Raw genomic sequence first — 25,650 nt, 5'->3', positions numbered from 1 at the left:
GTTCTCGACGATCCGCCACACTGCGTAGGGTACGCCGCGCGCACCAGTGATTTGCGTCGAGCCAGGTGCGCACGGCGCACCCTACGGTCCAAAGATCTACGGAAACCGCATCATGGCCCTGCAACTGAGCATCGGCGAAACCAGCGCCATCGGCCCGCGCAGCGAGAATCAGGACGCCCTGCGTGTGGTCACCCCAGCGCCAGCCCTGGCCGCTAGCAAAGGCTATCTGCTGGGTCTGGCCGATGGCGTCAGCCAGTGCGCCGACGGCGGCCTGGCCGCGCGCGCGACCCTGCAGGCACTGGCGCTGGATTACTACTCCACGCCCGAAACCTGGCCGGTGCAGCACAGCCTGGATCGCCTGCTGATCGCACATAACCGCTGGCTGCAAGCCAACGGCGGCGGCCAACCGCTGCTGACCACCCTCACCGCCCTGGTGCTGCGCGGCCGTCGCTACACCCTGGCGCATATTGGTGACAGTCGCGCCTACCTGTGGCGCGACGGCCGACTGCTGCGCCTGACCGAGGACCACGTCTGGGAACAGCCGGGCATGCAGCACGTACTCAAGCGCGCCATGGGTCTGGATCAGCACCTGGTGGTGGACTATCGCGACGGCGAGCTGCAGGCCGGCGACCGCTTCCTGCTGGTCAGCGACGGCGTCTGGGCCTGCCTCAGCGACAAGCGTATCTGCGAGTTGCTGCAACGAGACGATGACGCCGAAGCAATCTGCCTGGCACTGGTCGACGAGGCGCACCACGCCGGTAGCCAGGACAACGCCAGCGCCCTGCTGGTGCACGTCGAGCAATTACCCGAGGCGGCACTAGCCGACACCCTGGCCCAGCTCGAGCACTGGCGGCTGCCGTCGCGTCTGCGCGATGGCCAGGAGTTCGAGGGCTGGCGAGTCGAAGGGCTGCTCGGCGAATCGCGCCAGTCGCTGATATACCGGGTTCGCGATGCTGACAACCTGCCCTGGCTGCTCAAGACCCTGCCGCCCAGCCGCGCCGGCGAGGAGCAGGCCGGCCCGGGGCTGCTGCAGGAGGAATGGTTCCTGCGCCGCGTCGCCGGTCGCCACTTCCCCGAGTTGCATGCTCTACCGCAGCGCCAGCATCTGTATTACGTGCAGCGCGAATATGCCGGCCAGACCCTGGCCGCACGCCTGCAGCAGCATGGCCCGCTGAGCCTGGCCGACTGGCAGGACCTGGCGCCGCGCCTGATCAAGGCGCTCGGCCTGTTGCACAGGCGCAATATCATCCACCGCGACATCAAGCCCGAGAACCTGCTGCTCGGCGACGACGGCGAACTGCGCGTGCTCGACTTCGGCCTGGCGTACTGCCCCGGTCTGACTCGCGACGAGGCCCACAGCCTGCCCGGCACGCCTAGCTATATTGCCCCCGAAGCCTTCGCAGGCAGCACGCCCAGTACGCAGCAGGACCTCTACGCCGCGGGCGTGACGCTTTATCACCTGCTCACCGGCCACTATCCCCACGGCGAGGTCGAGGCCTTTCAGCACCCGCGCTTCGGTCAGCCAGTGCCGGCCAGCCGCTACCGCCCGGATCTGCCGGCCTGGCTCGATGAGGTCTTGAACCGCGCGGTAGCCGCCGCCCCAGCGCAGCGCTTCGAAACCGCCGAGGAGTGGCTGCTGGCCCTGGAAAGTGGCGAACGTCAGTCTCTGAACAACCGCCCGCGACCGCTGCTGGAGCGCGAGCCGCTGCTGGTGTGGCGCAGCGTGGCGCTAGTGTCGCTGCTGCTCAACCTGCTGCTAACGTTCCTGCTGCTCAAATAGCCGGCTGCGCACCAAAGCGGCGCCAAACGCTTCGCAAAGGTGCAAAAAGCCGCTCCACAGATCCAGCCAAATGGCTGAAAAGCCTGAAAAACCCTGATCTGATCGAGTTGGCACAAGGTCTGCATTCGCACTGCCACAAACTACATAAAGCGCGACCTTCAACGAAGAAGGCTGCACTTCCCGATAGAACGGGACCTGGACAAAGGCGTCCTCGCTAGGTGACTAGCGGGACGCCTTTTTTGTTTTTCTGGCCTGCCATCCCTGGCGGCCACTCTTCGAGCCGTCGCGGAGCGACGTTAAAAATTGCTCCCGACAATTTTTTCGACCGTGATTTTTCTTCAGGAGATGGCCGGCATGCAAAAACTCAAGCTGGTGATGATCGGCAACGGCATGGCGGGTGTGCGCACCCTCGAAGAGCTGCTCAAGCTCGCCCCCGACCTCTACGACATCACCGTGTTCGGCGCCGAGCCGCACCCCAACTACAACCGCATCCTGCTCTCCCCCGTGCTGGCTGGCGAGCAGACCTTCGAGGAGATCGTTCTCAACGATCTGAACTGGTACGCGGAAAACGACATCAAGCTGTTGCTCGGGCGCAAGGTGGTCAAGATCGACCGCAAGAAGCGCCTGGTCATCGCCGACGATGGCAGCGAAGCCGAGTACGACCGCCTGCTCATCGCCACCGGTTCCAACCCCTTCATTCTGCCGATCCCGGGCAAGGACCTGGCCGGTGTGATCGGCTACCGCGACATCGCCGACACCCAGATGATGATGGACACCGCCAAGACCCATAAGCACGCGGTGGTCATCGGTGGCGGCCTGCTCGGCCTGGAGGCTGCCAACGGCCTCAAGCTGCGCGGCATGGACGTCACCGTGGTGCATATCGGCGACTGGCTGCTGGAGCGCCAGCTCGACCGCACCGCCGGCGAGCTACTGCAGAAGTCCCTTGAAGATCGCGGCCTGAAATTCCTCCTGCCCAAGCACACCGCCGAACTGCTGGACAACGGCGAAGGGCGCGTCTGCGCGGTGAAGTTCAAGGACGGCGAGGTGATTCCCGCCGACCTGGTGGTGATGGCGGCCGGCATCCGCCCCAACAGTGAATTGGCCGAGAGCGCCGGGCTTGCCTGCAACCGCGGCATCCTGGTCAACGACACCCTGCAGACCTTTGACCCACGCGTCTACGCCATCGGCGAATGCGCCAGCCACCGTGGCATCGCCTACGGTCTGGTGGCGCCGCTGTTCGAGCAGGCCAAGGTCTGCGCCAACCACCTGGCCCAGCTCGGCTTCGCCCGCTACCAGGGCTCGGTGACCTCGACCAAGCTCAAGGTCACCGGCATCGACCTGTTCTCCGCCGGCGAATTCATGGGCGGTGAAGGCACCGAGACCATCACCCTGTCCGATCCCATTGGCGGCGTATACAAGAAGCTGGTGATCAAGGACGACGTGCTGGTCGGCGCCTGCCTGTACGGCGACACCGCCGACGGTGGCTGGTACTTCCGCCAGATCCGCGAGAACCACAACGTCAGCGAGATCCGCGACCACCTGATGTTTGGCGAAGGTGCCATCGGCGACGTTGGCCACCAGGGCGCAGGTAAAACCGCCAACATGCCCGACAGCATGGAAATCTGCGGCTGCAACGGCGTGTGCAAGGGCACCATCGTCAAGGCAATCCAGGAGAACGGTCTGTTCTCGGTCGACGAGGTCAAGAAGCACACCAAGGCCGCCAGCTCCTGCGGCTCCTGCGCCGGTCTGGTCGAGCAGATCCTGATCAGCACCGTCGGCGGCGCCGCCGACGTCAAGCCCAAGAGCGAGAAAGCCATCTGCGGCTGCTCCGACCTCAATCACGGGCAGATCCGCAAGGCGATACGCGAGCAGCATCTGACCTCCATGGCGCAGACCATGGCGTTTCTCAACTGGAGCACGCCCAACGGCTGCGCCACCTGCCGCCCGGCGCTGAACTACTACCTGATCTCGACCTGGCCAGGCGAGGCCAAGGACGACCCGCAGTCGCGCCTGATCAACGAGCGCGCCCACGCCAATATCCAGAAGGACGGCACCTACTCGGTGGTACCGCGTATGTGGGGCGGCGTAACCAATCCGTCCGAGCTGCGCCGCATCGCCGATGTGGCCGACAAGTACAACGTACCCATGGTCAAAGTCACCGGCGGCCAGCGTATCGACCTGCTGGGCATCAAGAAGGACGACCTGCCGGCCGTGTGGAAGGACCTGGACATGCCCTCCGGCCACGCCTACGGCAAGTCCATCCGCACGGTGAAGACCTGCGTCGGCAGCGAGTTCTGCCGTTTCGGTACGCAGAACTCCACCCAGCTGGGCATCGACCTGGAGCACGACCTGTTCAACATGTGGTCGCCGCACAAGGTCAAGCTGGCGGTCTCCGGCTGCCCGCGCAACTGCGCCGAGGCCGGCATCAAGGACGTCGGCATCATCGGCGTGGACTCCGGCTTCGAGATGTACATCGGCGGCAACGGCGGGATCAAGACCGAGGTGGCCGAGTTCTTCGTCAAGGTGAAAACCGCCGAAGAAGTACGCGAATACAACGCCGCCTTCCTTCAGCTCTATCGCGAAGAGGCCTTCTATCTGGAGCGCACCGTGCACTACATGCAGCGCGTCGGCATGGAGCACATCAAGAAGGCGGTGCTGGAAGACGAAGTCAATCGCAAGGCCCTGGCCGCGCGCCTGCACTACGCCCTGTCGTTCGAGCAGGACCCGTGGAAGGAGCGCATTGAGACGCCGCAACTGAAGAAAGAGTTCGACACCATCAAGGTCGTGCAAATCGAGGAGGCCACCGTATGAACTGGCTGGATATCTGCGCCCTGGAAGAGATCAACGTGCTCGGCTCGCGCATCATCGCCGGGCCGAAAGGCGATATCGCCATCTTCCGCACCAGTAACGATGAAGTATTCGCCCTCGACGACCGCTGCCCGCACAAGGGCGGCCCACTGTCCCAGGGACTGATCTACGGCAAGCGTGTGGCCTGCCCGCTGCACAACTGGCAGATCGAGCTGGAGTCCGGCGATGCCGTGGCGCCGGACGTGGGCTGCGCCCATCGGCACCATGCCAAGGTGGAGAGCGGCCGCGTGTTGCTGGCCCTCGCTCTTAGCAGCTAGCCAGCCCTGTGGGAGGCGCTTCAGCGGCGACGGTCGCGGCTGAAGCCCCCTCCCACCAGAACTTCCCCGCGCCTCAGGAGCTCCGAACATGGCCAGCCCCACTCAAATCACCGCCTCCACCTGCTGCTACTGCGGCGTGGGCTGCGGTGTGCTGATCGAGCACGACGGCGAGAAGATCCTCGGCGTCGCCGGCGATCCCAGCCACCCGGCCAACTTCGGCAAACTGTGCAGCAAAGGCTCGACCCTGCACCTGACCGGTGACCTCGACGCCCGCGCCCTCCATCCCGAACTGCGCCTGGGCAAGGACCTGGCCCGTTCGCGCACGGACTGGGACAGCGCCCTGGACCACGCCGCGGCGGTGTTCGCCGAGACCATCCGCGAGCACGGCCCGGACAGCGTGGCCTTCTATATCTCCGGCCAGCTGCTGACCGAGGATTACTACGCCTTCAACAAGCTGGCCCGCGCCCTGGTCGGCACCCACAATATCGACTCCAACTCGCGGCTGTGCATGTCCAGCGCCGTGGTCGGCTACAAGCGCAGCCTCGGCGCCGACGCTCCGCCCTGCAGTTACGAGGACATCGAGCAGAGCGACTGCGTACTGATCGCCGGCTCCAACATGGCCTACGCCCACCCGGTGCTGTTCCGCCGTCTGGAAGAAGCCAAGGCTCGCCGCCCCGAGATGCAGGTCATCGTCATCGATCCGCGGCGCACCGACACCTGCGAGCTGGCCGACCTGCACCTGGCGATCCTGCCCGGCACCGACGTCGCGCTGTTTCACGGCATCCTGCACATCCTGCTGTGGGAAGGCTGGGTCGACCGCCGCTATATCGACACCCACACCGAAGGCTTCGAGGCGCTGAAAAACCTGGTGCGCGACTACAGCCCGGCAGCCACCGCCGATATCTGCGGCATCAGCCTCGACGCCCTGCAGCGCTGCGCCGAGCTTATCGGCCGCGCGCCCTCCTTCCTCTCGCTGTGGTGCATGGGGCTCAATCAGTCCAGCGCCGGCAGCGCCAAGAACAGCGCGCTGATCAACCTGCACCTGGCCACCGGGCAGATCGGCAGGCCCGGCGCCGGCCCCTTCTCGCTGACCGGCCAGCCCAACGCCATGGGTGGCCGCGAGACCGGCAGCCTGAGCAACCTGCTGCCGGGCCACCGCGAGGCCGGCAACGCCGAACACCGCGCCGAAGTCGCCGCCTACTGGGGCGTCGACGCCCTGCCAGAGAAGCCCGGGCTGTCCGCCATCGAGCTGTTCGATGCGGTGCACGACGGGCGCATCAAGGCGCTGTGGATCGCCTGCACCAACCCGGCGCAGTCGCTGCCGGACCAGAACAAGGTGCATGAGGCCTTGGCCGCCTGCCCCTTCGTCGTGGTGCAGGAAGCCTTCTTCACCACCGAGACCTGCCGCTACGCCGACCTGCTGCTGCCCGCTGCCAGTTGGGGCGAGAAGGAAGGCACGGTAACCAACTCCGAGCGTCGCGTCAGCCATGTACGCCGCGCCGTGCCAGCGCCCGTAGAGGCGCGGCCCGATTGGTCGATCACCTGCGACTTCGCTCGTCGCCTGGAACAACTGCTCCGCCCCGGCCTGCCCAGCCTGTTCGACTTCGCCAGCAGCGAGGCGCTGTTCGAGGAATACAAGCATCTGACTGCCCAGCGTGACCTCGACCTCTCGGGGCTGAGCTACGCGCTGCTCGATGACCAAGGTCCCCAGCAATGGCCGTTTCCGACCGGCGCACGCCAGGGCACCGCGCGACTCTATGCCGACGGCCGCTTCCCAACCGCCAGCGGACGCGCGCAGTTCCACGTCGACCCGTACCGCGCGCCGAAGGAAAAGCGCGAGGCACGTTACTCGCTGACGCTCAACACCGGACGCCTGCGCGACCAGTGGCACGGCATGAGCCGCACTGGCACCGCCGCGCGCCTGTTCGGTCATGTCGAGGCCGCCGTGCTCGGCCTGCACACGGACGAGTTGCGCCGCCGTCGCCTGCAGGACGGCGATCTGGTCAAGCTGCGCAGCCGTCGTGGCAGCCTGATCCTGCCGGTGCAGGCTGACGAGTCGGTGCGCCCAGGCCAGGCCTGGCTGCCGATGCACTGGGGCGACCGCTTCCTCAAGGGCCTGGGCACCAACGTGCTGACCCAGCCGGCCTTCGATCCGCTGTCCAAGCAGCCAGAGCTCAAGCATGCCGGCGTCGAGGTGGACAAGGTCGAGCTGCCCTGGCAGTTGTTCGCCCTGGTCGAGGGTGAGGTGCAGAGCCGCTTCGAGTCCCTGCGTCCGCTGTTCGAGGAGTTCGCCTACGCCAGCCTCACCCCCACCGGTCGAGAGCGCCCCGCCCTGCTCATTCGCGCTGCCAGCGCCGTTGCGCCGCAGCCCGAGCTGCTGGCGCAGATCGACCGCCTGCTGCGCCTGAATGAAGGCCCGGTGCTGGCCTACGACGACCCGCGTCGCGCGGTAGGCAAGCGCGTGCGCATCGAGAGCGGCCGTATCGTCAGCATCCGCCTGGCCGGCGAAACCGCCGCCAGCGAATGGCTCAGGACCCTGTGGCTGGAGGGCCAGGCTGACGCCGATCTGCGCCGTTGGCTGCTCGCCCCGGTCTCAGCACCGCCAGGCAATGCCGCCTCCACCCGCAGCAAGACCCTGTGCAACTGCCTGAACATCAGCGAAAGCGCGGTGTGCGCCGGCATTGCACGCGGCCTGGATCTGGAGAGCCTCATGCAGGAGCTCAAGTGCGGCACCAGCTGTGGCTCCTGTGTCCCTGAAATCAAACGTCTGCTGGCCCAACAGCCCACTGCAGTGAACGCATGAATTGATCGTACCCACGCTCTGCGTGGGTATGCAGGCCGAGACGCTCCGCGTCTCATGGGACGCAGAGCGTCCCCGAATCCGTTCCCACGCCGGAGCGTGGGAACCAGCAAACGACTTGGTGCGCACGACGCACCCTACGAGGAACCCGATATGAACGCAAAAGTCTGGCTGGTTGGCGCTGGTCCCGGTGATCCCGAGCTACTCACGCTCAAGGCGGTCAAGGCGCTGAAACAGGCCGAGATCGTGATGATCGACGATCTGGTCAACCCGGCCGTGCTCGAGCACTGCCCCGGCGCCCGTATCGTATCGGTAGGTAAGCGCGGCGGTTGTCGCTCCACCCCCCAGGCCTTCATCCATCGCCTGATGCTGCGCTATGCACGCCAGGGCAAGTGCGTGGTGCGCCTGAAAGGCGGCGATCCGTGCATCTTCGGCCGTGGCAGCGAGGAAGCCGACTGGCTCGGCGAGCACGGCATCGAAGTGGAGATGGTCAACGGCATCACCGCCGGGTTGGCCGGTGCCACCAACTGCGGCATTCCCCTGACCCTGCGCGGCGTGGCACGCGGCGTAACCTTGGTCACCGCCCATACTCAGGATGACAGCTCACTGAACTGGCATGCGCTGGCACAGAGCGGCACTACATTGGTCGTCTACATGGGCGTGGCCAAGCTGGCGGATATTCGCGATGGTCTGCTCGCTGGCGGCTTGAGCGGCGAGATGCCGGTGGCCATGATCGAGAACGCCTCGCTGCCCGAGCAGCGCGAATGCCGCAGCCACCTCGCGACGATGCAGGACGACGCCATGGCCTTCGCTCTGAAAAGCCCGGCCATTCTGGTGATCGGCGAAGTCGCCCGCGCCAGCACGCAGATCAGCATGCCCCTGCTCCTACATGCCTGATAACTTCGCGCTCCTGCGAAGTCGTTGCTTGCCCGCCCCCCATGGCGAGCTTTTTTATTCCAGAAAAGAAAAACCCGGCCGAGGCCGGGTTTTTCTTGGAGCACCAGAAGCGTTACTGCTGGATCTGGGCTTCTACTTCAGCTTCAACGCGACGGTTGATAGCGCGACCGGAGTCGGTGGCGTTGTCAGCAACCGGACGGGTTTCACCGTAGCCGGCAGTGTTCACGCGGCTACCGTCAACACCATACTGGTTGACCAGAACTTCACGAACGGCGTTCGCACGACGCTCGGACAGCTTCTGGTTGTAAGCGTCGCTACCAACGGAGTCGGTGTGACCTTCAACAGTGGTGGTGGTCTGCGGGTACTGGTTCATGAAGTCAGCCAGGTTCTTGATGTCGCCATAGCTTTCTTCTTTGACGCGGTCTTTGTCGAAGTCGAACTTGACGTCCAACTCAACGCGAACAGCTTCCATCACCGGCTCCGGAGCGGGCTCAGGCATCGGCTCGGGCGCAGCAGCAACGACCGGGGCCGGAGCAGGCTTGCTGCCACCACCGAAGTTCAGACCAACACCCACGCCAGCTTGCCACTCGGTGTCGCCCTGGTCGATGTTGTACAGAGCGTCAACGCCAGCACGGGCGTAGAACATTTCGGTGAAGTAGTACTTGGCACCTGCGCCAGCGATGGCCAGGGTGGAGTGGTCACGACCACCGCTGTTGGCGTCGCCAATGCTCTGGTGGCCGAAACCAGCAGAAACGTACGGACGCAGACCAACACCCGGCTGACCGAAGTGGTAGATGGCCTTCAGGTCGGTCAGGTTGCCCTTGATGTTCTTGCTGCCTTGCGAACCTTCACCGCGCAGATCATGGTATTCGCCATAGGACAGCGCCAGTTCGACGTCGTCAGTCAGGTAGTAGCCGATGCTGCCACCGAACAGGTTGCCTTCGTTGTGCGCGTAATCACGCTGAACGTCGGTGAAGTAGCGATTGACGAAGCCCTCCACCTCGACAGCGCCTTGGCCTTGCGCCAGCGCGCCGAAGGAGGTTGCGGCAACGAGAGAGCCAATGACTACGCCCAAGGTGTTTTTTACTTTCATCCGTTAAATCCCCATCTTGGTGGTTAATAAGTTGCCGTTAACTTCAGTCGACAACTTGGCGGCGATTTTATCAGGTTTCGCCACTCCCTTAGTGGTCGGAAAGCTGAACTAAGTTTCGGAATTTTCCGAAAATTTATCCCGCAACCGATCCAATGCTCGCTTGTAGCGCATTTTCGTTGCGCTCAAGCCCATGTGCATGATGTCGGCAATCTCTTGAAACTCGAGTTCTGCGACAAAACGTAGCACCAGAATCTCGCGATCGATCGGGTTGACGTGAACCAACCAGCGATCCAGACCGCCTCGCTCCTCGACTTTGGGTGTCTTATCGTCGGAAGCCTCTTCGAGCGGGTCCAAACTTAAGGCGTCAACCAATCGACGCTTTCGCCGCTCTTTTCGATACTGAGTAATGCATTCGTTGTAGGTAATGCTGTACAGCCAAGTTTTGAACTTGGATTTACCCTCGAAGTTCTTGAGACCATAGAGAACTTTGAGCATCACCTCCTGACAGACATCATCAGCATCCCTTTCGTTCCCCAAATAACGCGCGCACACGTTAAATAATGTTCGCTGGTAGCGCCTCATCAGCTCTTCATAAGCACGAGTTATATGAAACAGCTCGTCGTGGGCGCGCGCCACCAGCTCTTCATCAGTGAGCTCGCGGGGGTCGTAGCGCGTGGGCAAGGGCTGGGCTTTGTTCAAAACGAGTCGGGCCGACAGTCAGGACGAAAAGCGCCCGGCAGGTCACGCCTGCCGGGCAGCGGCATAAAATAACAGATTGGCGTCAGCGACTGTTCACGCGTTGCTCGAGCATCACTCGATTTGCCACCGATACCAGCTCACCAGTATCGGTCAACAGGATGGTTTTCACTGTGCCGATCTCTTCGATCTGCCCTTCGACCTCACCAACCTGCACTTGTTGCCCGACCTGATACAGCTCGCGCACATAAATGCCGGCGAGAATCTGGCTGGCGATATCGCGGCTACCCAGGCCCAGCGCCAGCGCGACCGCCAGACCAACGGAGATCAGCACGATGGCGATCACGTTGTTGAGCAGATCGGTCTTGATCTCGAGCTGGCCGATGGCCACCGAGATGCTGATGATGATCACCAGGCCTTGCGCGACACGCCCCAACCCGTTCGCATACTCCAGGCCGACGCCCTCGGCGGCGCCACGCACCAGGCTGCTGACCAGTTGCGCCAGTAGCACACCGGCAAGCAACACCAAGGCGGCGCCGAAAACTTTTGGCAGGTACAGCGCCAGCACGTCGAGGGTCGCGGAAACCCGCTGTAGACCAAGCGATTCAGCGGCCGAAACCAGGAAGATCAGGAGCACGAACCAATAGACGATCTTGCCGATCAGGGTCGATACCGGTGCGTGAATGCCAACGCGTGCCAGCAACTTGGTCAGACCGGTCCCCGTCATCAGGCGATCCAGACCAACCTTGCCGAGCAGCTTGGACAGCAGCGTGTCGAGCAACTTGGCCACGACGAAACCAAGCAGTACCAACACCAGTGCAACGAACAGGTTGGGAATGAATCCGGCAACCTTGGTCCACAATGCGGTCATCGCGGAGATCAGGCTTTGGGTCCAGGGATCGAGTTCCATTTCAGTCGGCCTTATCAGCAGAAGCAGAGGATTGGGTACGGCGCGAAACCGGCGCGACATGCGCCGAACCGTTGTTCAGGGCGATCATCAGGGCCTGCGCCCAGTGGCCTATCAGGCTGAACAGGTCACCAGCACCGACCTGGCGGTTGGCGGTCTTGAGAACCCGGTGCAGGCAAGCATCGTCGTCATGGCTGGACGGCGAGGACTTGAGCAAATCGCGTAGAGACTCTTCAAATGGATCGTGCATGCGCACCTCACGGGATGTCACGGCTAGACGCAGTAACCAGCGGATGAGTCACACATCACAGCCAACGCCAGCGGCGAAAAAGCAGTAGTTGGCCCAGTGCCAGAAGGACCATAAGGCCGCAGGCGATAAAGAAGCCGATCGGGCTTTCCGAGCCCGGAATCCCGCCGACATTGATGCCAAGAAGCCCCGTGAGGAAGGTCAGCGGCAGGAACATGCCGGTGATCACGGTGAAGCGATACATGATGCGATTCATGCGCTCACCGAGACGCCGGCTTTCCGCCTCCAGCACCAGGCCGACGCGTTCGCGAATCAGTTCTAGCTCCTCCAGATAGCGGGTCAGGCGGTTGTTCAGCTCGTTCCAGTAGTCACCGTCATCCTCGACGAACCAGGGCTGTCGATTACGCACCAGCTGCGCGTAGAGGTCGCGTTGCGGGGCGAGAAACCGACGCAAGCTGGCCGCACGCCGACGTACCTGTAACATCAGGCCATGGTCGGGACGATAACGCTCATCGCCATCGAGACCATCCTCCTCACCGTCGAGCTGCTCGCTCAACTCGGCGATCAGATCATCAACGCGACTGGTGAGATGGCGGGCGAGCTCCAGGAGCAGTTCGGATGCCGTCTTCGGTCCCTTGCCCGCCAGCAGGTCGGCAATCAGTGCGTCGGTCGCGAGCAACGGACGCTGACGCAGGGAGATCACCCGCCGGGCATCAGCGAAGATACGCACCGACACCATGTCTTCCGGCTCGGCACCGGGATTGCGGTTAACCCCGCGCAGGAACAACAGCAACTTATCATTGGGCAGGGGTAACAGACGCGGTCGGGTGTTTTCCTCGAGCAGCAGGTCGCAGCTGAATTCATCCAGTCCGCTGTGCTCACGCAACCAGCGCTGCGACTGCTCCTGGGCGCGATCCCAGTGCAGCCACAGGCTTTCCTGCTCGCTCAACTGCAGGTTATCCAGTTCGTGGCGAGTGATGCTGCGTGCACCGCCCCGACCATCGAGCACGAAGGCATGCAGCAACGCCGAATCCTGATCCTGCATAGGCTTATTCCGGCATGCTCAGAGCTTGCGGGGAAACGATGATGCCGTTGTTGTCGGCGTACAGGTAATCGCCCGGTTTAAAGGTCACGCCGCCAAAGCTGACGGGCACATTCAGATCGCCAATGCCGCGCTTGTCGGTCTTCATCGGATGGCTGGCCAGCGCCTGTACGCCCAGATCGGTCTGCGCGATGACGTCAACGTCACGGATGCAGCCATATACCACGATGCCTTCCCAACCGTTTTTGGCAGCCTTCTCGGCCAGCATGTCACCGAGCAGAGCACGGCGCAGGGAACCGCCACCATCCACGACCAGGACCTTGCCCTGACCAGGCAGGTCGACCTGCTCCTTCACCAACGAGTTGTCCTCATGACACTTGATGGTGACGATCTGACCGCCGAAAGAATCGCGGCCGCCGTAGTTGGCGAACATCGGCTCGACGACCTGAACCAGTTCCGGATAGGCATCGCACAGATCGGGGGTGATGTAGTGCATGACAGAACTCCTTTCGACAATGGATGAGAAGGCAGCCACCTTCATGGACCTGCTTGAGGCTGGACAATTCAGCATCGAGCTATCGCCCGAAATGAACGACGAGCACGTAGATGAGCCCGAAATGACCACCCAAAGATGATGCGTCACATCTTACCGCCAAGCCTCTGCCGAAGAAACGGCCGGGACAATCTCAAGCAGCGACTCAAGAACCTATAGCAGACGCCTGCTCGGCAAAACCGGCAGGCAGTTGCAGATGCTGCAACCAATATTCGGTCAAGGGCCACACCTCTCGCTGCGCCTCCTTGCTGACCAGCATTTCGATATGCCCGAAGTCGCTGGAGAAGCCGTTCTCCTTACCCAGCAGCAAGAACTGCGACGGCGCGGCACTGCACTGCTCCAGCAGCTTGCGACAGGCCCAGGCAGGGTCCTGATGATCGGCTGCAGCCCCTACAGCCAGAATCGGCACGCTCACCTGAGTCAGGCCTGCCCACCAATCCTGATCAGCATCACCGAAACGCCCGAAGAGCCTGAGCCAGCGCAGGGTTTCCAGTGCCAGGCCGGCCGGCTCGTCTTCGGGGCCGCGCTTCAGCCGGCGCCCGGACAGGTAGGGAAAGGCACGTAACAGCAGACGACCGCCCCACTCCACCGGCGGCAGCTTGAGCGGCCAGTAGATACGGCTGACCTGACTGCCGAACAATGCCGCCGAACGCACACGCGACGCCTCGAGATAACCGCCCCCCAGCGCTGCCGCCAGCGTCACTCCGCCGAGGGAATGGCCGATCCAGTGCGCGGCTTGCCCGGTCTGCTCGATGATGAAATCAGCAATGGCTGGCAGATCATGGCGCACGTACTGCGCCACGTGGTTGTCTCGATAGTTTTCGTTGCGCGGCGACAGGCCGTGGCCGCGCATTTCGGCGATCCACACATCGAACCCCGCGCGCGCCAGGTAAGGCCCCAGGCCAATGCCCTTGGGCGAATACCAGAAGCGCCGATTGGAAAAGCTGCCATGCAGCAATACCACGGGCACGCCACGCTCGCCTTCTGAGCCTGCGCGGCCGAGCCGGGTCAATGCCAGCTCGACACTGGAGTCAGGGCTGTTGTTGGGTTTGAGAAGATAGACGTCTTCGCTGAGGTCGCCGCGCAGTTCGGCGCTCATCAGGGAAACGGGGAAAAGCTCACTACTGCTTTGCATGGATCAGATGACCGCACTGGCGAGACGCCATAAAAGAATAACGACACGCATAAAAAACCGCCGGGAGCGATATTGCATATCGCTGGCGACGGTTTGGAATGACCGGCAAAACGCGATGGACACCAAAAAGGGCGGGATCAACCCGCCCTTTCTGGATCGATCACAGACCTCAGGCAGGCTGAGTCTCAGCCAGGAAGAACCAGGTATCGAGTACCGAGTCAGGGTTCAGCGACACGCTCTCGATGCCCTGCTCCATCAGCCACTTGGCCAGATCCGGGTGGTCCGACGGACCCTGGCCGCAGATACCGATGTACTTGCCAGCCTTGTTGCAGGCGGAGATGGCATTGGCCAGCAGCTTCTTCACCGCAGGGTTACGCTCGTCGAACAGGTGAGCGACGATACCGGAGTCACGATCCAGGCCCAGGGTCAACTGGGTCAGGTCGTTGGAGCCGATGGAGAAGCCATCGAAGAACTCGAGGAACTCCTCAGCCAGGATGGCGTTGGACGGCAGCTCGCACATCATGATGACTTTAAGGCCATCCTGACCGCGGGCCAGACCATTGCTGGCCAGCAACTCGACCACTTGCGATGCCTCGCCCAGGGTGCGCACGAACGGCACCATGATCTCGACGTTGGTCAGCCCCATCTCGTTGCGCACCTTCTTCAGTGCGCGGCATTCCAGTTCGAAGCAGTCGCGGAAGGATTCGCTGATATAGCGCGACGCACCACGGAAGCCCAGCATCGGGTTCTCTTCTTCCGGCTCGTATAGCTTGCCGCCGATCAGGTTGGCGTATTCGTTGGACTTGAAGTCCGACAGGCGCACGATGACTTTCTTCGGCCAGAAGGCTGCGGCCAGGGTGCTGATGCCCTCGACCAGCTTCTCGACGTAGAAATCGACCGGATCACCGTAACCGGCGATGCGCTTCTCAACGCTGTCCTTGATCTCCGGCGGCAGGCTGGAGAAGTTCAGCAACGCTTTCGGGTGCACGCCGATCATGCGGTTGATGATGAATTCCAGGCGGGCCAGGCCTACGCCTTCGTTCGGCAGTTGAGCGAAATCGAAAGCGCGATCCGGGTTGCCGACGTTCATCATGATCTTGAACGGCAGATCCGGCATGGCGTCGACCGAGTTCTTGCGAATGTCGAAGCCCAGTTCGCCCTCGAAGATGAAACCGGTATCGCCTTCGGCGCAGGATACGGTAACGCCCTGGCCATCCTTCAGCACCTGGGTGGCGTTGCCGCAACCGACCACGGCCGGAATGCCCAGCTCACGAGCGATGATCGCCGCGTGACAGGTGCGGCCGCCGCGGTTGGTGACGATGGCGCTGGCGCGCTTCATCACCGGCTCCCAGTCCGGGTCGGTCATGTCGGAGACCAGCACATCGCCCGGCTGCACCTTGTCCATTTCGGATACGTCATGAATCACGCGTACCTTGCCGGCGCCGATGCGCTGACCGATGGCGCGGCCTTCGACCAGCACGGTGCCTTTCTCTTTCAGCAGGTAGCGCTCCATCACGGTGGCGCTGGCGCGGCTTTTGACGGTTTCCGGGCGAGCCTGCACGATGTACAGCTTGCCGTCGTCACCGTCCTTGGCCCATTCGATGTCCATCGGACGACCGTAATGTTTCTCGATGATCAGCGCCTGCTTGGCCAACTCGCTGACCTCGGCGTCGGTGATGCAGAAACGCGCACGCTCGGCGCGGTCGACTTCTACGGTTTTCACCGAGCGACCCGCCTTGGCTTCGTCGCCGTAGATCATCTTGATCGCCTTGCTGCCCAGGTTGCGGCGCAGGATCGCCGGACGGCCGGCTTCCAGAGTTGGCTTGTGCACGTAGAACTCGTCAGGGTTCACCGCGCCCTGAACGACGGTCTCACCGAGACCGTAAGCGCCGGTGATGAACACGACGTCACGGAAGCCGGACTCGGTGTCCAGGGTGAACATCACACCGGCGGTACCGGTTTCCGAACGCACCATGCGCTGCACGCCGGCAGACAGGGCGACCAGCTTGTGGTCGAAGCCCTGATGCACGCGGTAAGCGATGGCACGGTCGTTGAACAGGGAAGCGAAGACTTCCTTGGCAGCGCGAATCACGTTGTCCACGCCGCGGATATTGAGGAAGGTTTCCTGCTGGCCGGCAAAGGAAGCGTCCGGCAGGTCTTCGGCGGTGGCGGAGGAACGCACCGCCACGGCCATGTTGTCGTTGCCGCCGCTCATGATGGCGAAGGCTTCGCGGATCTGCTTGTCCAGCTCGGCCGGGAACTCGGCGTCCATTACCCACTGGCGAATCTGCGCGCCGGTCTTGGCCAGGGCGTTGACGTCATCGACATCGAGCGCGTCAAGCGCTGCGTGGATCTGCGCATTCAGGCCGCTTTGCTCGAGAAAATCGCGGTAGGCCTGAGCCGTAGTGGCGAAACCACCGGGAACCGAGACACCGGCGCCGGCCAGGTTACTGATCATCTCGCCGAGGGATGCGTTCTTGCCCCCCACATGCTCAACATCATGATTGCCGAGCTTATCGAGGGAAACTACGTACTCTACCAAGGTGATCTCTCCACTAACTGTATTGGAAAAGCTCAGTGGGCTGCGCAATGTCGAACGACCGAGGTCGCGCGATTGTGGCCTTGCCCTTGTATAAGTAACAATGCCGAACCCGGTGGGCCCGGCGCAAAACGCGGCCTATCATAGCCAAGAATCGAACTCAGCTTAAGGCCTTTGGCGCAAATGAAACGAACCGCTTTCTTCATCTCCGACGGCACCGGCATCACGGCCGAAACCTTGGGCCAGAGCCTGCTCGCACAGTTCGAGAACATTCAGTTCACCAAACTGACCCGCCCTTATATCGACAGCATCGAAAAAGCGCGCGCCATGGTACAACAAATCGATGCAGCCGCTGAAAGGGACGGCGCCCGTCCGATCATCTTCGACACCATCGTCAACCGCGATATTCGTGCGATCCTCGATACCGCCAATGGTTTCATGATCGACATTTTCTCGACCTTCCTGTCGCCACTGGAGCAGGAGCTGAGCTCGCACTCCTCCTACTCGGTCGGCAAGTCGCACTCCATCGGCCAGCACTCCAACTACATGGAGCGTATCGAGGCGGTCAACTTCGCCCTCGACAACGATGATGGCGCTCGCACCCATTATTACGACAAGGCCGACCTGATACTGGTCGGCGTATCGCGCTGCGGCAAGACGCCTACTTGCCTGTACATGGCCATGCAATACGGCATCCGCGCCGCCAACTACCCGCTGACCGAGGACGATATGGAGCGCCTGCAGCTCCCCGACTCGCTGAAAAAGTACCGCGACAAGCTGTTCGGCCTGACCATCGACCCGGATCGTCTTACCGCCATCCGCCACGAGCGCAAGCCCAACAGCCGCTACGCCAGCTTCGCCCAGTGCGAGTTCGAAGTCCGCGAGGTGGAAGGCCTGTTCCGCCGCGAAAACATTGCCTTCATCAATTCCACGCATTTCTCGGTCGAGGAAATTTCGGCCAAGATCCTGGTGGAAAAAGGTGTTGAACGCCGCCTTAAGTAAATCTCTCAACCATCTGTTTTAAAAGAGAAAAGACTCGAAACTTCGAGCCTTTTCTAGCTTAGGGATTCAGAAACTTTCACCCGGGATCCGCACCCAGCCTTCCATCAGGATGCGCGCGCTGCGGCTCATCACGGCCTTGGTCACTGTCCATTGGCCGTCGGCCCGTTTGGCCTGAGCACCCACGCGCAAGGTGCCGGATGGATGGCCGAAACGCACTGCCTCACGCTCGCCGCCACCAGCGGCCAGGTTGACCAGCGTGCCCGGAATCGCCGCCGCCGTGCCGATGGCCACGGCGCAGGTGCCCATCATCGCGTGGTGGAGCTTGCCCATCGACAGCGCGCGTACCAGCAGGTCGACTTCGCTGGCCTTCACCTCCTTGCCGCTGGAGGTGCGGTAATCCCTGGGCGGGCTGACGAAGGCGATCTTCGGGGTGTGTTGACGTGTTGCAGCCTCCTCGGCTGTTTTGATCAGCCCCATGCGCAGCGCACCGGCAACGCGGATATGCTCGAAACGCGCCAGTTGCGCCGGGTCGCCATTGATGGCCTCGCGCAGTTCGGTGCCCTGATAGCCGATGTCTTCGGCATTGACGAAGATCGTCGGGATGCCGGCGGTGATCATCGTCGCCTTCAAAGTGCCCCCCTCTACAACATCAGCCGGCACTTCGAGGTCATCGACCAGGTTGCCGGTGGGGAACATCGAACCTCCCTCCTCGCCATCGTCGGACGGATCGAGGAACTCCAGCACGATCTCCGCAGCTGGAAAGGTCACGCCATCGAGTTCGAAGTCGCCGGTTTCCTGCACCTGCCCGTTGCTGATCGGCACATGGGCGATGATGGTTTTCCGGATATTGGCCTGCCAGATGCGCACGATGCAGATGCCGTTGTCGGGAATCCGCGCAGGATCGACCAGGCCGGCATGGATGGCGAAAGCACCGGCGGCGGTAGACAGGTTGCCGCAGTTGCCACTCCAGTCGACAAAGGCCTTGTCGATGGATACCTGGCCATAGAGGTAGTCGACGTCATGTTCGGGCTGACTGCTCTCGGACAGGATCACGCATTTGGAGGTGCTCGACGTGGCACCGCCCATGCCGTCGATCTGCGCCGAGTACGGATCGGGGCTGCCGATCACGCGCATGAACAGCTTGTCGCGCGCCGCGCCCGGCACCTGACAGCGCTCAGGCAGATCCTGCAGGCGGAAGAACACGCCCTTGCTGGTGCCACCACGCATGTAGGTGGCAGGGATTTTTACTTGCGGCAGATAAGCCATAGCTACAGTCCTGAAAAAGTAGCCCGGATGCAATCCGGGATCGAATCATTTAACCTTGCCCCGGATTACATCCGGGCTACGCGCTTGTCTCCCCTCTCCCGCTTGCGGGAGAGGGGCCGGGGGAGAGGGTCTATCAGACAATACCGAGCCGCCTGCACCACCCTCTCCCCAGCCCTCTCCCATGAATGGGAGAGGGAGTAGACCACGCCATCAAGCCACCGCGCCTTCGAGGAAGTCCTTGGCGAAGCGCTGCAGCACACCGCCGGCCTTGTACACGCTGACGTCGGCCGCAGTGTCCAGGCGGCAGGTCACCGGTACGCGCAGCACCTCGCCATTGCGGCGATTGACCACCAGGGTCAGGTTGCAGCGCGGCGAAATCTCGCCCTCGACGTCATAGGTTTCGGTGCCATCCAGGCCTAGGGTCAGGCGCGTGGTGCCTGGCTTGAACTCCACCGGCAACACGCCCATGCCCACGAGATTGGTGCGGTGGATGCGCTCGAAGCCTTCGGCGACGATCACTTCCACGCCTGCCAGGCGCACGCCCTTGGCTGCCCAGTCGCGCGACGAACCCTGGCCGTAGTCGGCGCCGGCGACGATTATCAAGTTCTGCTTGCGGTTCATGTAGGTCTCGATGGCCTCCCACATGCGCATCACCTGGCCCTCGGGCTCGACACGGGCCAGCGAACCCTTCTTCACTTGCCCGTCGACCACGGCCATTTCGTTGACCAGTTGCGGGTTGGCGAAGGTGGCGCGCTGTGCGGTCAAATGGTCGCCCCGGTGAGTCGCGTAAGAGTTGAAGTCCTCTTCCGGCAGGCCCATTTTCGCCAGGTACTCACCGGCGGCCGAGTCCGCGAGGATGGCGTTGGACGGCGACAGGTGATCGGTGGTGATGTTGTCCGGCAGGATCGCCAGCGGGTGCATGCCCTTGAGCGTACGCTCGCCGGCCAGCGCGCCTTCCCAGTACGGCGGACGGCGGATGTAGGTGGACATCGGCCGCCAGTCGTACAGAGGGCTTTCCGCTTCCTGCACACTGCCCAGATCGAACATGGGGATATAGATCTGTTTGAACTGCTCGGGCTTGACCGACGCAGCGACTATGGCGTCGATCTCCTCGTCGCTCGGCCACAGATCCTTGAGCGTGACCGGATTGCCGGCAGTGTCGGTGCCCAACACATCCTGCTCGATATCGAAGCGCACGGTGCCGGCAATTGCATAGGCCACCACCAGCGGCGGCGAAGCCAGGAAGGCCTGCTTGGCGTAAGGATGGATGCGCCCGTCGAAGTTGCGGTTGCCTGAGAGCACAGCGGTGGCGTACAGGTCGCGGTCGATGATTTCCTTCTGGATCACAGGATCGAGCGCGCCGGACATGCCGTTACAGGTGGTGCAGGCGTAGGCGACGATGCCGAAGCCGAGCTGCTCCAGCTCCTGCAACAGGCCAGCCTCTTCCAGGTACAGCTTGGCGACCTTCGAACCAGGAGCGAAGGAGGTCTTGACCCAAGGCTTGCGCACCAGGCCCAGCGCGTTGGCCTTCTTGGCCACCAGGCCGGCGGCAATGACGTTGCGCGGGTTGGAGGTGTTGGTGCAACTGGTGATGGCGGCGATGATCACCGCGCCATCGGGCATCAGGCCCTGGGCTTCCTCGCCTTTACCGGCCTGCAACTTGGCCTCGTCGGCGATGCCGCGCTCGGCCAGCGCCGAAGTGGGCAGGCGACGGTGCGGGTTGGACGGGCCGGCCATGTTGCGCACGACGCTGCCCAGGTCGAAGCGCAGCACACGCTCGTACTCGGCGGTTTTCAGCGCGTCGCTCCACAGCCCCAGAGTCTTGGCGTAGCTTTCAACCAGCGCCACCTGCTCCGGCTCGCGACCGGTGAGCTTGAGGTAGTCGATGGTCTGGCCGTCGATGTAGAACATCGAGGCGGTAGCACCGTATTCCGGGCACATGTTGGAGATGGTCGCGCGATCGCCGATGGACAGGCTGTCCGCCCCTTCGCCGAAGAACTCGACCCAGGCGCCCACGACCCTTTCCTTGCGCAGGAACTCGGTGATCGCCAGGACGATGTCGGTGGCGGTGATGCCGGGTTGGCGCTTGCCGGTCAGCTCGACGCCGACGATATCGGGCAGGCGCATCATCGACGGATGGCCGAGCATCACGGTCTCGGCTTCCAGGCCGCCGACACCGATGGCGATCACGCCAAGCGCGTCCACGTGCGGCGTGTGCGAGTCGGTGCCAACACAAGTGTCGGGGAACGCCACGCCACCGCGTGCCTGGATCACCGGGCTCATTTTCTCCAGGTTGATCTGGTGCATGATGCCGTTGCCAGCCGGGATCACATCGACGTTCTTGAACGCGGTCTTGGTCCAGTCTATGAAGTGGAAGCGGTCCTCGTTGCGACGATCCTCGATGGCGCGGTTCTTCTCGAAGGCGTCCGGGTCGAAGCCCGGCGCCTCGACGGCCAGGGAGTGGTCGACGATCAACTGAGTCGGCACCACCGGATTGACCTTGGCCGGGTCACCGCCCTGCTCGGCGATGGCATCACGCAAGCCGGCCAGGTCGACCAGCGCGGTCTGACCAAGGATGTCATGGCAAACCACGCGCGCCGGGTACCAGGGGAAGTCCAGGTCGCGCTTGCGGTAGACCAATTGCTCCAGCGCGGCGCTCAGGTCCTGCGGCTCGCAGCGACGCACCAGCTGCTCTGCCAGTACGCGTGAGGTGTAGGGAAGCTTGTCCCATGCGCCGGCCTGGATCGCCTCGACCGCCTCACGGGCATCGAAGTAATCCAGAGCGGTACCAGGCAGACGCTTGCGGTATTGGCTATTCAGGGTGTCATTCATGATTATTCACGGTCCTTGAGCGGCACGAACTTCAGGTCTTCGGGGCCTGTGTAGTTGGCGCTCGGGCGGATGATCTTGCCGTCGATGCGTTGCTCGATGACGTGAGCGGACCAGCCAGCAGTGCGGGCGATGACGAACAGCGGAGTGAACATGGCGGTGGGCACGCCCATCATGTGGTAGCTCACGGCGCTGAACCAATCGAGGTTGGGGAACATCTTCTTGATGTCCCACATCACGCTCTCCAGGCGCTCGGCGATGTCATACATCTTGGTGTTGCCCTGCTCTTCGGACAGCTCGCGGGCTACTTCCTTGATCACCTTGTTGCGCGGGTCGCTGACGGTGTAGACCGGGTGACCGAAGCCGATCACCACCTCCTTGCGCCCTACCCGCTCGCGAATGTCGGCCTCGGCCTCGTCCGGGCTGTCGTAGCGCTTCTGCACTTCGAAGGCCACCTCGTTGGCGCCACCGTGTTTCGGCCCGCGCAACGCACCGATGGCACCGGCGATGCAGGAAAACAGGTCGGAGCCGGTGCCGGCGATCACCCGCGAGGTGAAAGTGGAGGCATTGAATTCGTGCTCGGCATACAGGTTCAGCGAGGTGTGCATGGCGCGTACCCAGGACTCACGCGGCTTCTCGCCATGCAGCAGGTGCAGGAAGTGACCACCGATGGAGTCGTCGTCGGTTTCGACGTCGATGCGCTTGCCGTTGTGGCTGTAGTGGTACCAGTACAGCAAGGCAGAGCCCAGGGAGGCCATGAGTTTGTCGGCGATATCGCGGGCACCCGGATGGTTATGATCGTCCTTCTCCGGCGCCAGGCAGCCAAGTACGGATACGGCAGTGCGCATTACGTCCATCGGGTGCGCCGAAGGCGGCAGAGTCTCCAGAGCGGCTTTCACCCCGGCCGGCAGGCCGCGCAGGGCCTTGAGTTTTGCCTTGTAGCCGGCCAGTTCGGCGACGTTGGGCAGCTTGCCATGCACCAGCAGGTGAGCGATTTCCTCGAACTCGCAGCGGCTGGCGAAGTCGAGCACGTCATAGCCACGGTAGTGCAGGTCATTGCCGGTGCGGCCAACAGTGCACAGGGCGGTGTTGCCGGCGGCGGTACCGCTCAGGGCGACGGATTTCTTCGGCTTGAAGCCGGGGGTGGTGGTTTCGGTGGTGCTCATCGCTATCTCCTCGACTCTTTTTGTTCTGCTGTGCTCTGGGTAGGGTGGCCCGGAGGCAGTCAGGCAACCTGCCAACCGCCCCGGATTGCATCCTGGCTACGGCCTTACTTCTTGCTGGCGGCGAACAGCGCATCGAGCTTCTGCTCGAAGGCGTGATAGCCGATGCGGTCGTAGAGTTCGGCACGAGTCTGCATCAGCTCGATCACATCCTTCTGGTGGCCGTTCTGGCGGATCGAGGTGTAGACACTTTCCGCCGCCTTGTTCGCCGCGCGAAAGGCCGACAGCGGGTAGAGCTGGATGGCCACGCCGACCGAGGCCAGCTCATCACGGGTGAACAGCGGCGTGGCACCGAATTCGGTGATGTTGGCCAGCACCGGCACGTTCAGCTCCTTGACGAAACGCGCGTAGGTCGGCAGGTCGTAGGCAGCCTCGGCGAAGATGCCATCGGCTCCAGCTTCGACATAGCGCTTGCAGCGTTCAATGGCGGCATCGACGCCCTCGGCCTGGATGGCGTCGGTGCGGGCGATGAGGAAGAAGTCCGGGTCGGTCTTGGCATCGGCGGCGGCCTTCACGCGGTCGACCATCTCCTCGCAGGAGACGATCTCCTTGCCCGGACGATGGCCGCAGCGCTTGGCGCCGACCTGATCTTCGATGTGCGCGGCAGCGGCGCCGGCCTTGATCAGGTTCTTGATGGTGCGCTCGATATTGAAGGCGCTGGGGCCGAAGCCGGTGTCGATGTCCACCAGCAGCGGCAGGTCACAGACATCGGTGATGCGGCGCACGTCGGTGAGCACATCATCCAGGGTGTTGATGCCCAGGTCCGGCAGGCCGAGCGAGCCAGCCGCCACGCCGCCACCGGAGAGATAGATGGCGCGGAAACCGGCGCGCTTGGCCAGCAGGGCATGATTGGCATTGATCGCACCGATCACCTGCAGAGGACTTTCTTCGGCGAGGGCCTGGCGGAAACGCTGGCCGGCGGAAAGCTGGGTCATGAATCACCTCGGGTCTTGGATGAAGTGGCGAGCGCTTCCTGTCCGCTTTGGGAACCGTAGTGGCGCTCGATATTGCGCTTGGAGGCGCCGATGTGGCGGCGCATCAGCAATTCGGCCAGTTCGCCGTCACGGCCTTCGATGGCATCGAGAATGCGGTGATGCTCGGCGAAGGCCTGGTGCGGCCGATTGGGCGTAGTGGAGAACTGCAGGCGGTACATGCGCACCAGCTGGTACAGCTCGTCGCACAGCAGCTTGGCCAGGGTACGGTTACCGCTGCCCTGGATGATTCGGTAGTGGAAGTCGAAGTCGCCTTCCTGCTGGTAATAGCCGACACCGGCCTTGAAGGCGGCGTCCTGCTCGTGCAGCTCCAGCACCCGGCGCAGTTCATCGATCTCATGCTGGGTCATGCGCTCGGCGGCCAGGCGGCAAGCCATGCCTTCGAGCGACTCGCGAATCTCGTACAGCTCGACCAACTCGGCATGACTGAGCGACACCACGCGCGCGCCCACATGCGGCACTCGCACCAGCAGCTTCTGCCCTTCCAGACGGTGAATGGCTTCGCGTAGCGGGCCACGACTGATGCCATAGGTGCGCGCCAGCTCGGGCTCGGAGATCTTGCTGCCCGGAGCGATCTCACCCTTGACGATGGCCGCCTGGATAAGGCGAAAGACATGTTCGGAAAGCGTTTCCGAATCCACCTGCGACACTGTGGATACATCCGATTCGAGCAGCACGATTGTCGACACCAATGGCTTTTACTGAGGCTAAAACTACGCTCTAAAGCTGAATACGTCAAAGCAGACCAAAGTATTGTCGACAATGTATCGGGATTACCCAGCCAAGCAAGCCGCAACTCTACTTTCAGAAAGCTACATAAGCGTCTGTCAGCACGGAAAATCCCCATGTTAGAATCCGCTCGTTCACGCCCAGCCATCGCCTTTTGCCATGCCTGCTAGACTTCACGGCAAATAGTTGTATGGCAGGATGCCGCCAAATGCGGCCCTTCATCCCGCCCTTGGCAATACCTTCTCAAGGACACATGAGACTGAAATCCTTCTCTTTGCTGATCTGCCTGCTGACCTTGTCCTGCCCGACTCTGGCCATGGGCAAGTCAATCTATGGTCTGAACGAATATATCCACTTAGAAGAACTGGACCTGCAGGTAGCCGCCAAACTCGATACCGGTGCCAAAACTGCGTCCTTGAGCGCCCGCGATATCAAACGTTTCAAGCGTGACGGAGAAACCTGGGTGCGTTTCGTGCTGGCCATAGACGATGCCCACGAGCGCACCATAGAGCGTCCGCTGGCGCGTATCAGCAAGATCAAACGCCGTGCTGGCGACTTCGACCCCGATGAAGGCAAGACCTACACGGCACGCCCGGTAATCGACCTTGAACTGTGCATGGGCAAGACCCTGCGCACGATCGAAGTGAACTTGACCGACCGAAGCGCATTCCAATACCCGCTTCTGATCGGCTCCGAAGCGCTCAAGCACTTTGAAGCCATGGTCGATCCAAGCCTTAAATATGCAGCCGGCAAACCCGACTGCACCAATGACGCAACCCCTGGCGAGTAATTCCC

At 62.5% G+C, this 25,650-nt stretch carries 22 protein-coding genes; 9 read left to right on the top strand and 13 right to left on the bottom strand.

Annotated features, from left to right (window positions below; translation table 11 throughout):
* Positions 1-112 precede the first annotated feature (112 nt).
* From GV002_RS09130 to cobA, 5 genes are all read left to right on the top strand, one after another.
* The gene (locus tag GV002_RS09130) at positions 113-1,780 is read left to right on the top strand and encodes a bifunctional protein-serine/threonine kinase/phosphatase (protein WP_160017999.1); all 1,668 of its coding nucleotides are present in this window, start codon (positions 113-115) and stop codon (positions 1,778-1,780) included.
* Positions 1,781-2,134: 354 nt separating this feature from the next.
* Complete coding sequence (gene nirB, locus GV002_RS09125; protein ID WP_160017998.1) at positions 2,135-4,591, top strand: nitrite reductase large subunit NirB; 2,457 nt, start codon at positions 2,135-2,137, stop codon at positions 4,589-4,591.
* A complete protein-coding gene (nirD, locus tag GV002_RS09120) occupies positions 4,588-4,905 on the top strand; it encodes a nitrite reductase small subunit NirD (RefSeq protein ID WP_160017997.1) in 318 nt (105 codons plus the stop codon). The genes nirB and nirD overlap by 4 nt, the downstream gene beginning before the upstream one ends.
* Before the next feature lie 88 nt (positions 4,906-4,993).
* The gene (locus GV002_RS09115; RefSeq protein WP_160017996.1) at positions 4,994-7,708 is read left to right on the top strand and encodes a nitrate reductase; all 2,715 of its coding nucleotides are present in this window, start codon (positions 4,994-4,996) and stop codon (positions 7,706-7,708) included.
* Positions 7,709-7,858: 150 nt separating this feature from the next.
* On the top strand, positions 7,859-8,602 hold the full coding sequence (gene cobA, locus GV002_RS09110) for a uroporphyrinogen-III C-methyltransferase (RefSeq protein WP_160017995.1): 744 nt from the start codon (positions 7,859-7,861) through the stop codon (positions 8,600-8,602).
* Positions 8,603-8,714: 112 nt separating this feature from the next.
* Here cobA and GV002_RS09105 read toward each other — a convergent pair whose 3' ends face one another.
* The 6 genes from GV002_RS09105 to rraA form a co-directional block, all read right to left on the bottom strand.
* Positions 8,715-9,695, bottom strand: a complete 981-nt coding sequence (locus GV002_RS09105) for an OmpA family protein (protein ID WP_160017994.1) — start codon at positions 9,693-9,695, stop codon at positions 8,715-8,717.
* A 108-nt stretch (positions 9,696-9,803) separates the two neighbouring features.
* On the bottom strand, positions 9,804-10,394 hold the full coding sequence (sigX, locus tag GV002_RS09100; protein WP_160017993.1) for an RNA polymerase sigma factor SigX: 591 nt from the start codon (positions 10,392-10,394) through the stop codon (positions 9,804-9,806).
* A gap of 82 nt (positions 10,395-10,476) precedes the next feature.
* Positions 10,477-11,301 carry a mechanosensitive ion channel family protein gene (locus tag GV002_RS09095; RefSeq protein WP_160017992.1) on the bottom strand — a complete coding sequence of 275 codons (825 nt, stop codon included), beginning with the start codon at positions 11,299-11,301 and terminating at the stop codon, positions 10,477-10,479.
* 1 nt (position 11,302) lies between these two features.
* Positions 11,303-11,554 (bottom strand): CrfX protein, encoded by a 252-nt coding sequence (locus tag GV002_RS09090; protein WP_372241829.1) that lies wholly within the window; start codon positions 11,552-11,554, stop codon positions 11,303-11,305.
* A 49-nt stretch (positions 11,555-11,603) separates the two neighbouring features.
* On the bottom strand, positions 11,604-12,590 hold the full coding sequence (locus GV002_RS09085; RefSeq protein ID WP_160017990.1) for a zinc transporter ZntB: 987 nt from the start codon (positions 12,588-12,590) through the stop codon (positions 11,604-11,606).
* Between the two features lie 4 nt (positions 12,591-12,594).
* Entirely contained in the window at positions 12,595-13,083 is a 489-nt protein-coding gene (rraA, locus tag GV002_RS09080; RefSeq protein WP_017676814.1) for a ribonuclease E activity regulator RraA, read from the bottom strand.
* Here rraA and GV002_RS09075 point away from each other — a divergent pair.
* The gene (locus tag GV002_RS09075; RefSeq protein WP_160017989.1) at positions 13,082-13,222 is read left to right on the top strand and encodes a hypothetical protein; all 141 of its coding nucleotides are present in this window, start codon (positions 13,082-13,084) and stop codon (positions 13,220-13,222) included. The two genes, rraA and GV002_RS09075, sit on opposite strands and share 2 nt — an antisense overlap.
* Positions 13,223-13,285: 63 nt before the next feature.
* Here the strand turns inward: GV002_RS09075 and GV002_RS09070 are convergent, their stop codons facing one another.
* A complete protein-coding gene (locus GV002_RS09070) occupies positions 13,286-14,275 on the bottom strand; it encodes an alpha/beta fold hydrolase (RefSeq protein WP_160017988.1) in 990 nt (329 codons plus the stop codon).
* Between the two features lie 169 nt (positions 14,276-14,444).
* Positions 14,445-16,817, bottom strand: a complete 2,373-nt coding sequence (gene ppsA, locus GV002_RS09065; protein WP_160017987.1) for a phosphoenolpyruvate synthase — start codon at positions 16,815-16,817, stop codon at positions 14,445-14,447.
* Between ppsA and GV002_RS24290 the strand changes: the two genes are divergently transcribed.
* Positions 16,764-16,961, top strand: a complete 198-nt coding sequence (locus GV002_RS24290; RefSeq protein WP_226945369.1) for a hypothetical protein — start codon at positions 16,764-16,766, stop codon at positions 16,959-16,961. The genes ppsA and GV002_RS24290 overlap by 54 nt on opposite strands.
* 36 nt (positions 16,962-16,997) lie before the next feature.
* Positions 16,998-17,816 (top strand): pyruvate, water dikinase regulatory protein, encoded by an 819-nt coding sequence (locus GV002_RS09060; RefSeq protein ID WP_017676811.1) that lies wholly within the window; start codon positions 16,998-17,000, stop codon positions 17,814-17,816.
* Positions 17,817-17,882: 66 nt separating this feature from the next.
* Here GV002_RS09060 and prpF read toward each other — a convergent pair whose 3' ends face one another.
* The 5 genes from prpF to GV002_RS09035 all read right to left on the bottom strand — a co-directional run bounded on the left by prpF (position 17,883) and on the right by GV002_RS09035 (position 24,803).
* Complete coding sequence (prpF, locus tag GV002_RS09055; RefSeq protein WP_160017986.1) at positions 17,883-19,082, bottom strand: 2-methylaconitate cis-trans isomerase PrpF; 1,200 nt, start codon at positions 19,080-19,082, stop codon at positions 17,883-17,885.
* A gap of 210 nt (positions 19,083-19,292) precedes the next feature.
* Entirely contained in the window at positions 19,293-21,902 is a 2,610-nt protein-coding gene (acnD, locus tag GV002_RS09050; RefSeq protein WP_178094676.1) for a Fe/S-dependent 2-methylisocitrate dehydratase AcnD, read from the bottom strand.
* 14 nt (positions 21,903-21,916) lie between these two features.
* Positions 21,917-23,077 carry a bifunctional 2-methylcitrate synthase/citrate synthase gene (prpC, locus tag GV002_RS09045; protein ID WP_160017984.1) on the bottom strand — a complete coding sequence of 387 codons (1,161 nt, stop codon included), beginning with the start codon at positions 23,075-23,077 and terminating at the stop codon, positions 21,917-21,919.
* A 104-nt stretch (positions 23,078-23,181) separates the two neighbouring features.
* Complete coding sequence (gene prpB / locus GV002_RS09040) at positions 23,182-24,069, bottom strand: methylisocitrate lyase (RefSeq protein WP_160017983.1); 888 nt, start codon at positions 24,067-24,069, stop codon at positions 23,182-23,184.
* Entirely contained in the window at positions 24,066-24,803 is a 738-nt protein-coding gene (locus GV002_RS09035) for a GntR family transcriptional regulator (RefSeq protein WP_160017982.1), read from the bottom strand. Before GV002_RS09035 ends, prpB begins: the two co-directional genes overlap by 4 nt.
* A gap of 305 nt (positions 24,804-25,108) precedes the next feature.
* Here GV002_RS09035 and GV002_RS09030 point away from each other — a divergent pair, with 305 nt between their 5' ends.
* Positions 25,109-25,645 (top strand): ATP-dependent zinc protease, encoded by a 537-nt coding sequence (locus tag GV002_RS09030; protein ID WP_160018911.1) that lies wholly within the window; start codon positions 25,109-25,111, stop codon positions 25,643-25,645.
* Positions 25,646-25,650 lie beyond the last annotated feature (5 nt).

Origin of the sequence: Pseudomonas sp. 8O, from assembly GCF_902506495.1 — a bacterium.
GTDB lineage: Bacteria > Pseudomonadota > Gammaproteobacteria > Pseudomonadales > Pseudomonadaceae > Aquipseudomonas > Aquipseudomonas chaetocerotis.
Note: the sequence above shows the minus strand (reverse complement) of the source record. Positions and strands in the feature narration are given on the sequence as shown.

Coding starts and splice junctions, on each gene's coding strand:
- GV002_RS09130 (WP_160017999.1), top strand. CDS start 113: ATGGCCCTGCAACTGAGCATCGGCGAAACCAGCGCCATCGGCCCGCGC.
- nirB (WP_160017998.1), top strand. CDS start 2,135: ATGCAAAAACTCAAGCTGGTGATGATCGGCAACGGCATGGCGGGTGTG.
- nirD (WP_160017997.1), top strand. CDS start 4,588: ATGAACTGGCTGGATATCTGCGCCCTGGAAGAGATCAACGTGCTCGGC.
- GV002_RS09115 (WP_160017996.1), top strand. CDS start 4,994: ATGGCCAGCCCCACTCAAATCACCGCCTCCACCTGCTGCTACTGCGGC.
- cobA (WP_160017995.1), top strand. CDS start 7,859: ATGAACGCAAAAGTCTGGCTGGTTGGCGCTGGTCCCGGTGATCCCGAG.
- GV002_RS09105 (WP_160017994.1), bottom strand. CDS start 9,695: ATGAAAGTAAAAAACACCTTGGGCGTAGTCATTGGCTCTCTCGTTGCC.
- GV002_RS09095 (WP_160017992.1), bottom strand. CDS start 11,301: ATGGAACTCGATCCCTGGACCCAAAGCCTGATCTCCGCGATGACCGCA.
- GV002_RS09085 (WP_160017990.1), bottom strand. CDS start 12,590: ATGCAGGATCAGGATTCGGCGTTGCTGCATGCCTTCGTGCTCGATGGT.
- GV002_RS09075 (WP_160017989.1), top strand. CDS start 13,082: ATGACAGAACTCCTTTCGACAATGGATGAGAAGGCAGCCACCTTCATG.
- rraA (WP_017676814.1), bottom strand. CDS start 13,083: ATGCACTACATCACCCCCGATCTGTGCGATGCCTATCCGGAACTGGTT.
- GV002_RS09070 (WP_160017988.1), bottom strand. CDS start 14,275: ATGCAAAGCAGTAGTGAGCTTTTCCCCGTTTCCCTGATGAGCGCCGAA.
- GV002_RS24290 (WP_226945369.1), top strand. CDS start 16,764: ATGCTCAACATCATGATTGCCGAGCTTATCGAGGGAAACTACGTACTC.
- GV002_RS09060 (WP_017676811.1), top strand. CDS start 16,998: ATGAAACGAACCGCTTTCTTCATCTCCGACGGCACCGGCATCACGGCC.
- prpF (WP_160017986.1), bottom strand. CDS start 19,082: ATGGCTTATCTGCCGCAAGTAAAAATCCCTGCCACCTACATGCGTGGT.
- prpC (WP_160017984.1), bottom strand. CDS start 23,077: ATGAGCACCACCGAAACCACCACCCCCGGCTTCAAGCCGAAGAAATCC.
- prpB (WP_160017983.1), bottom strand. CDS start 24,069: ATGACCCAGCTTTCCGCCGGCCAGCGTTTCCGCCAGGCCCTCGCCGAA.
- GV002_RS09030 (WP_160018911.1), top strand. CDS start 25,109: ATGAGACTGAAATCCTTCTCTTTGCTGATCTGCCTGCTGACCTTGTCC.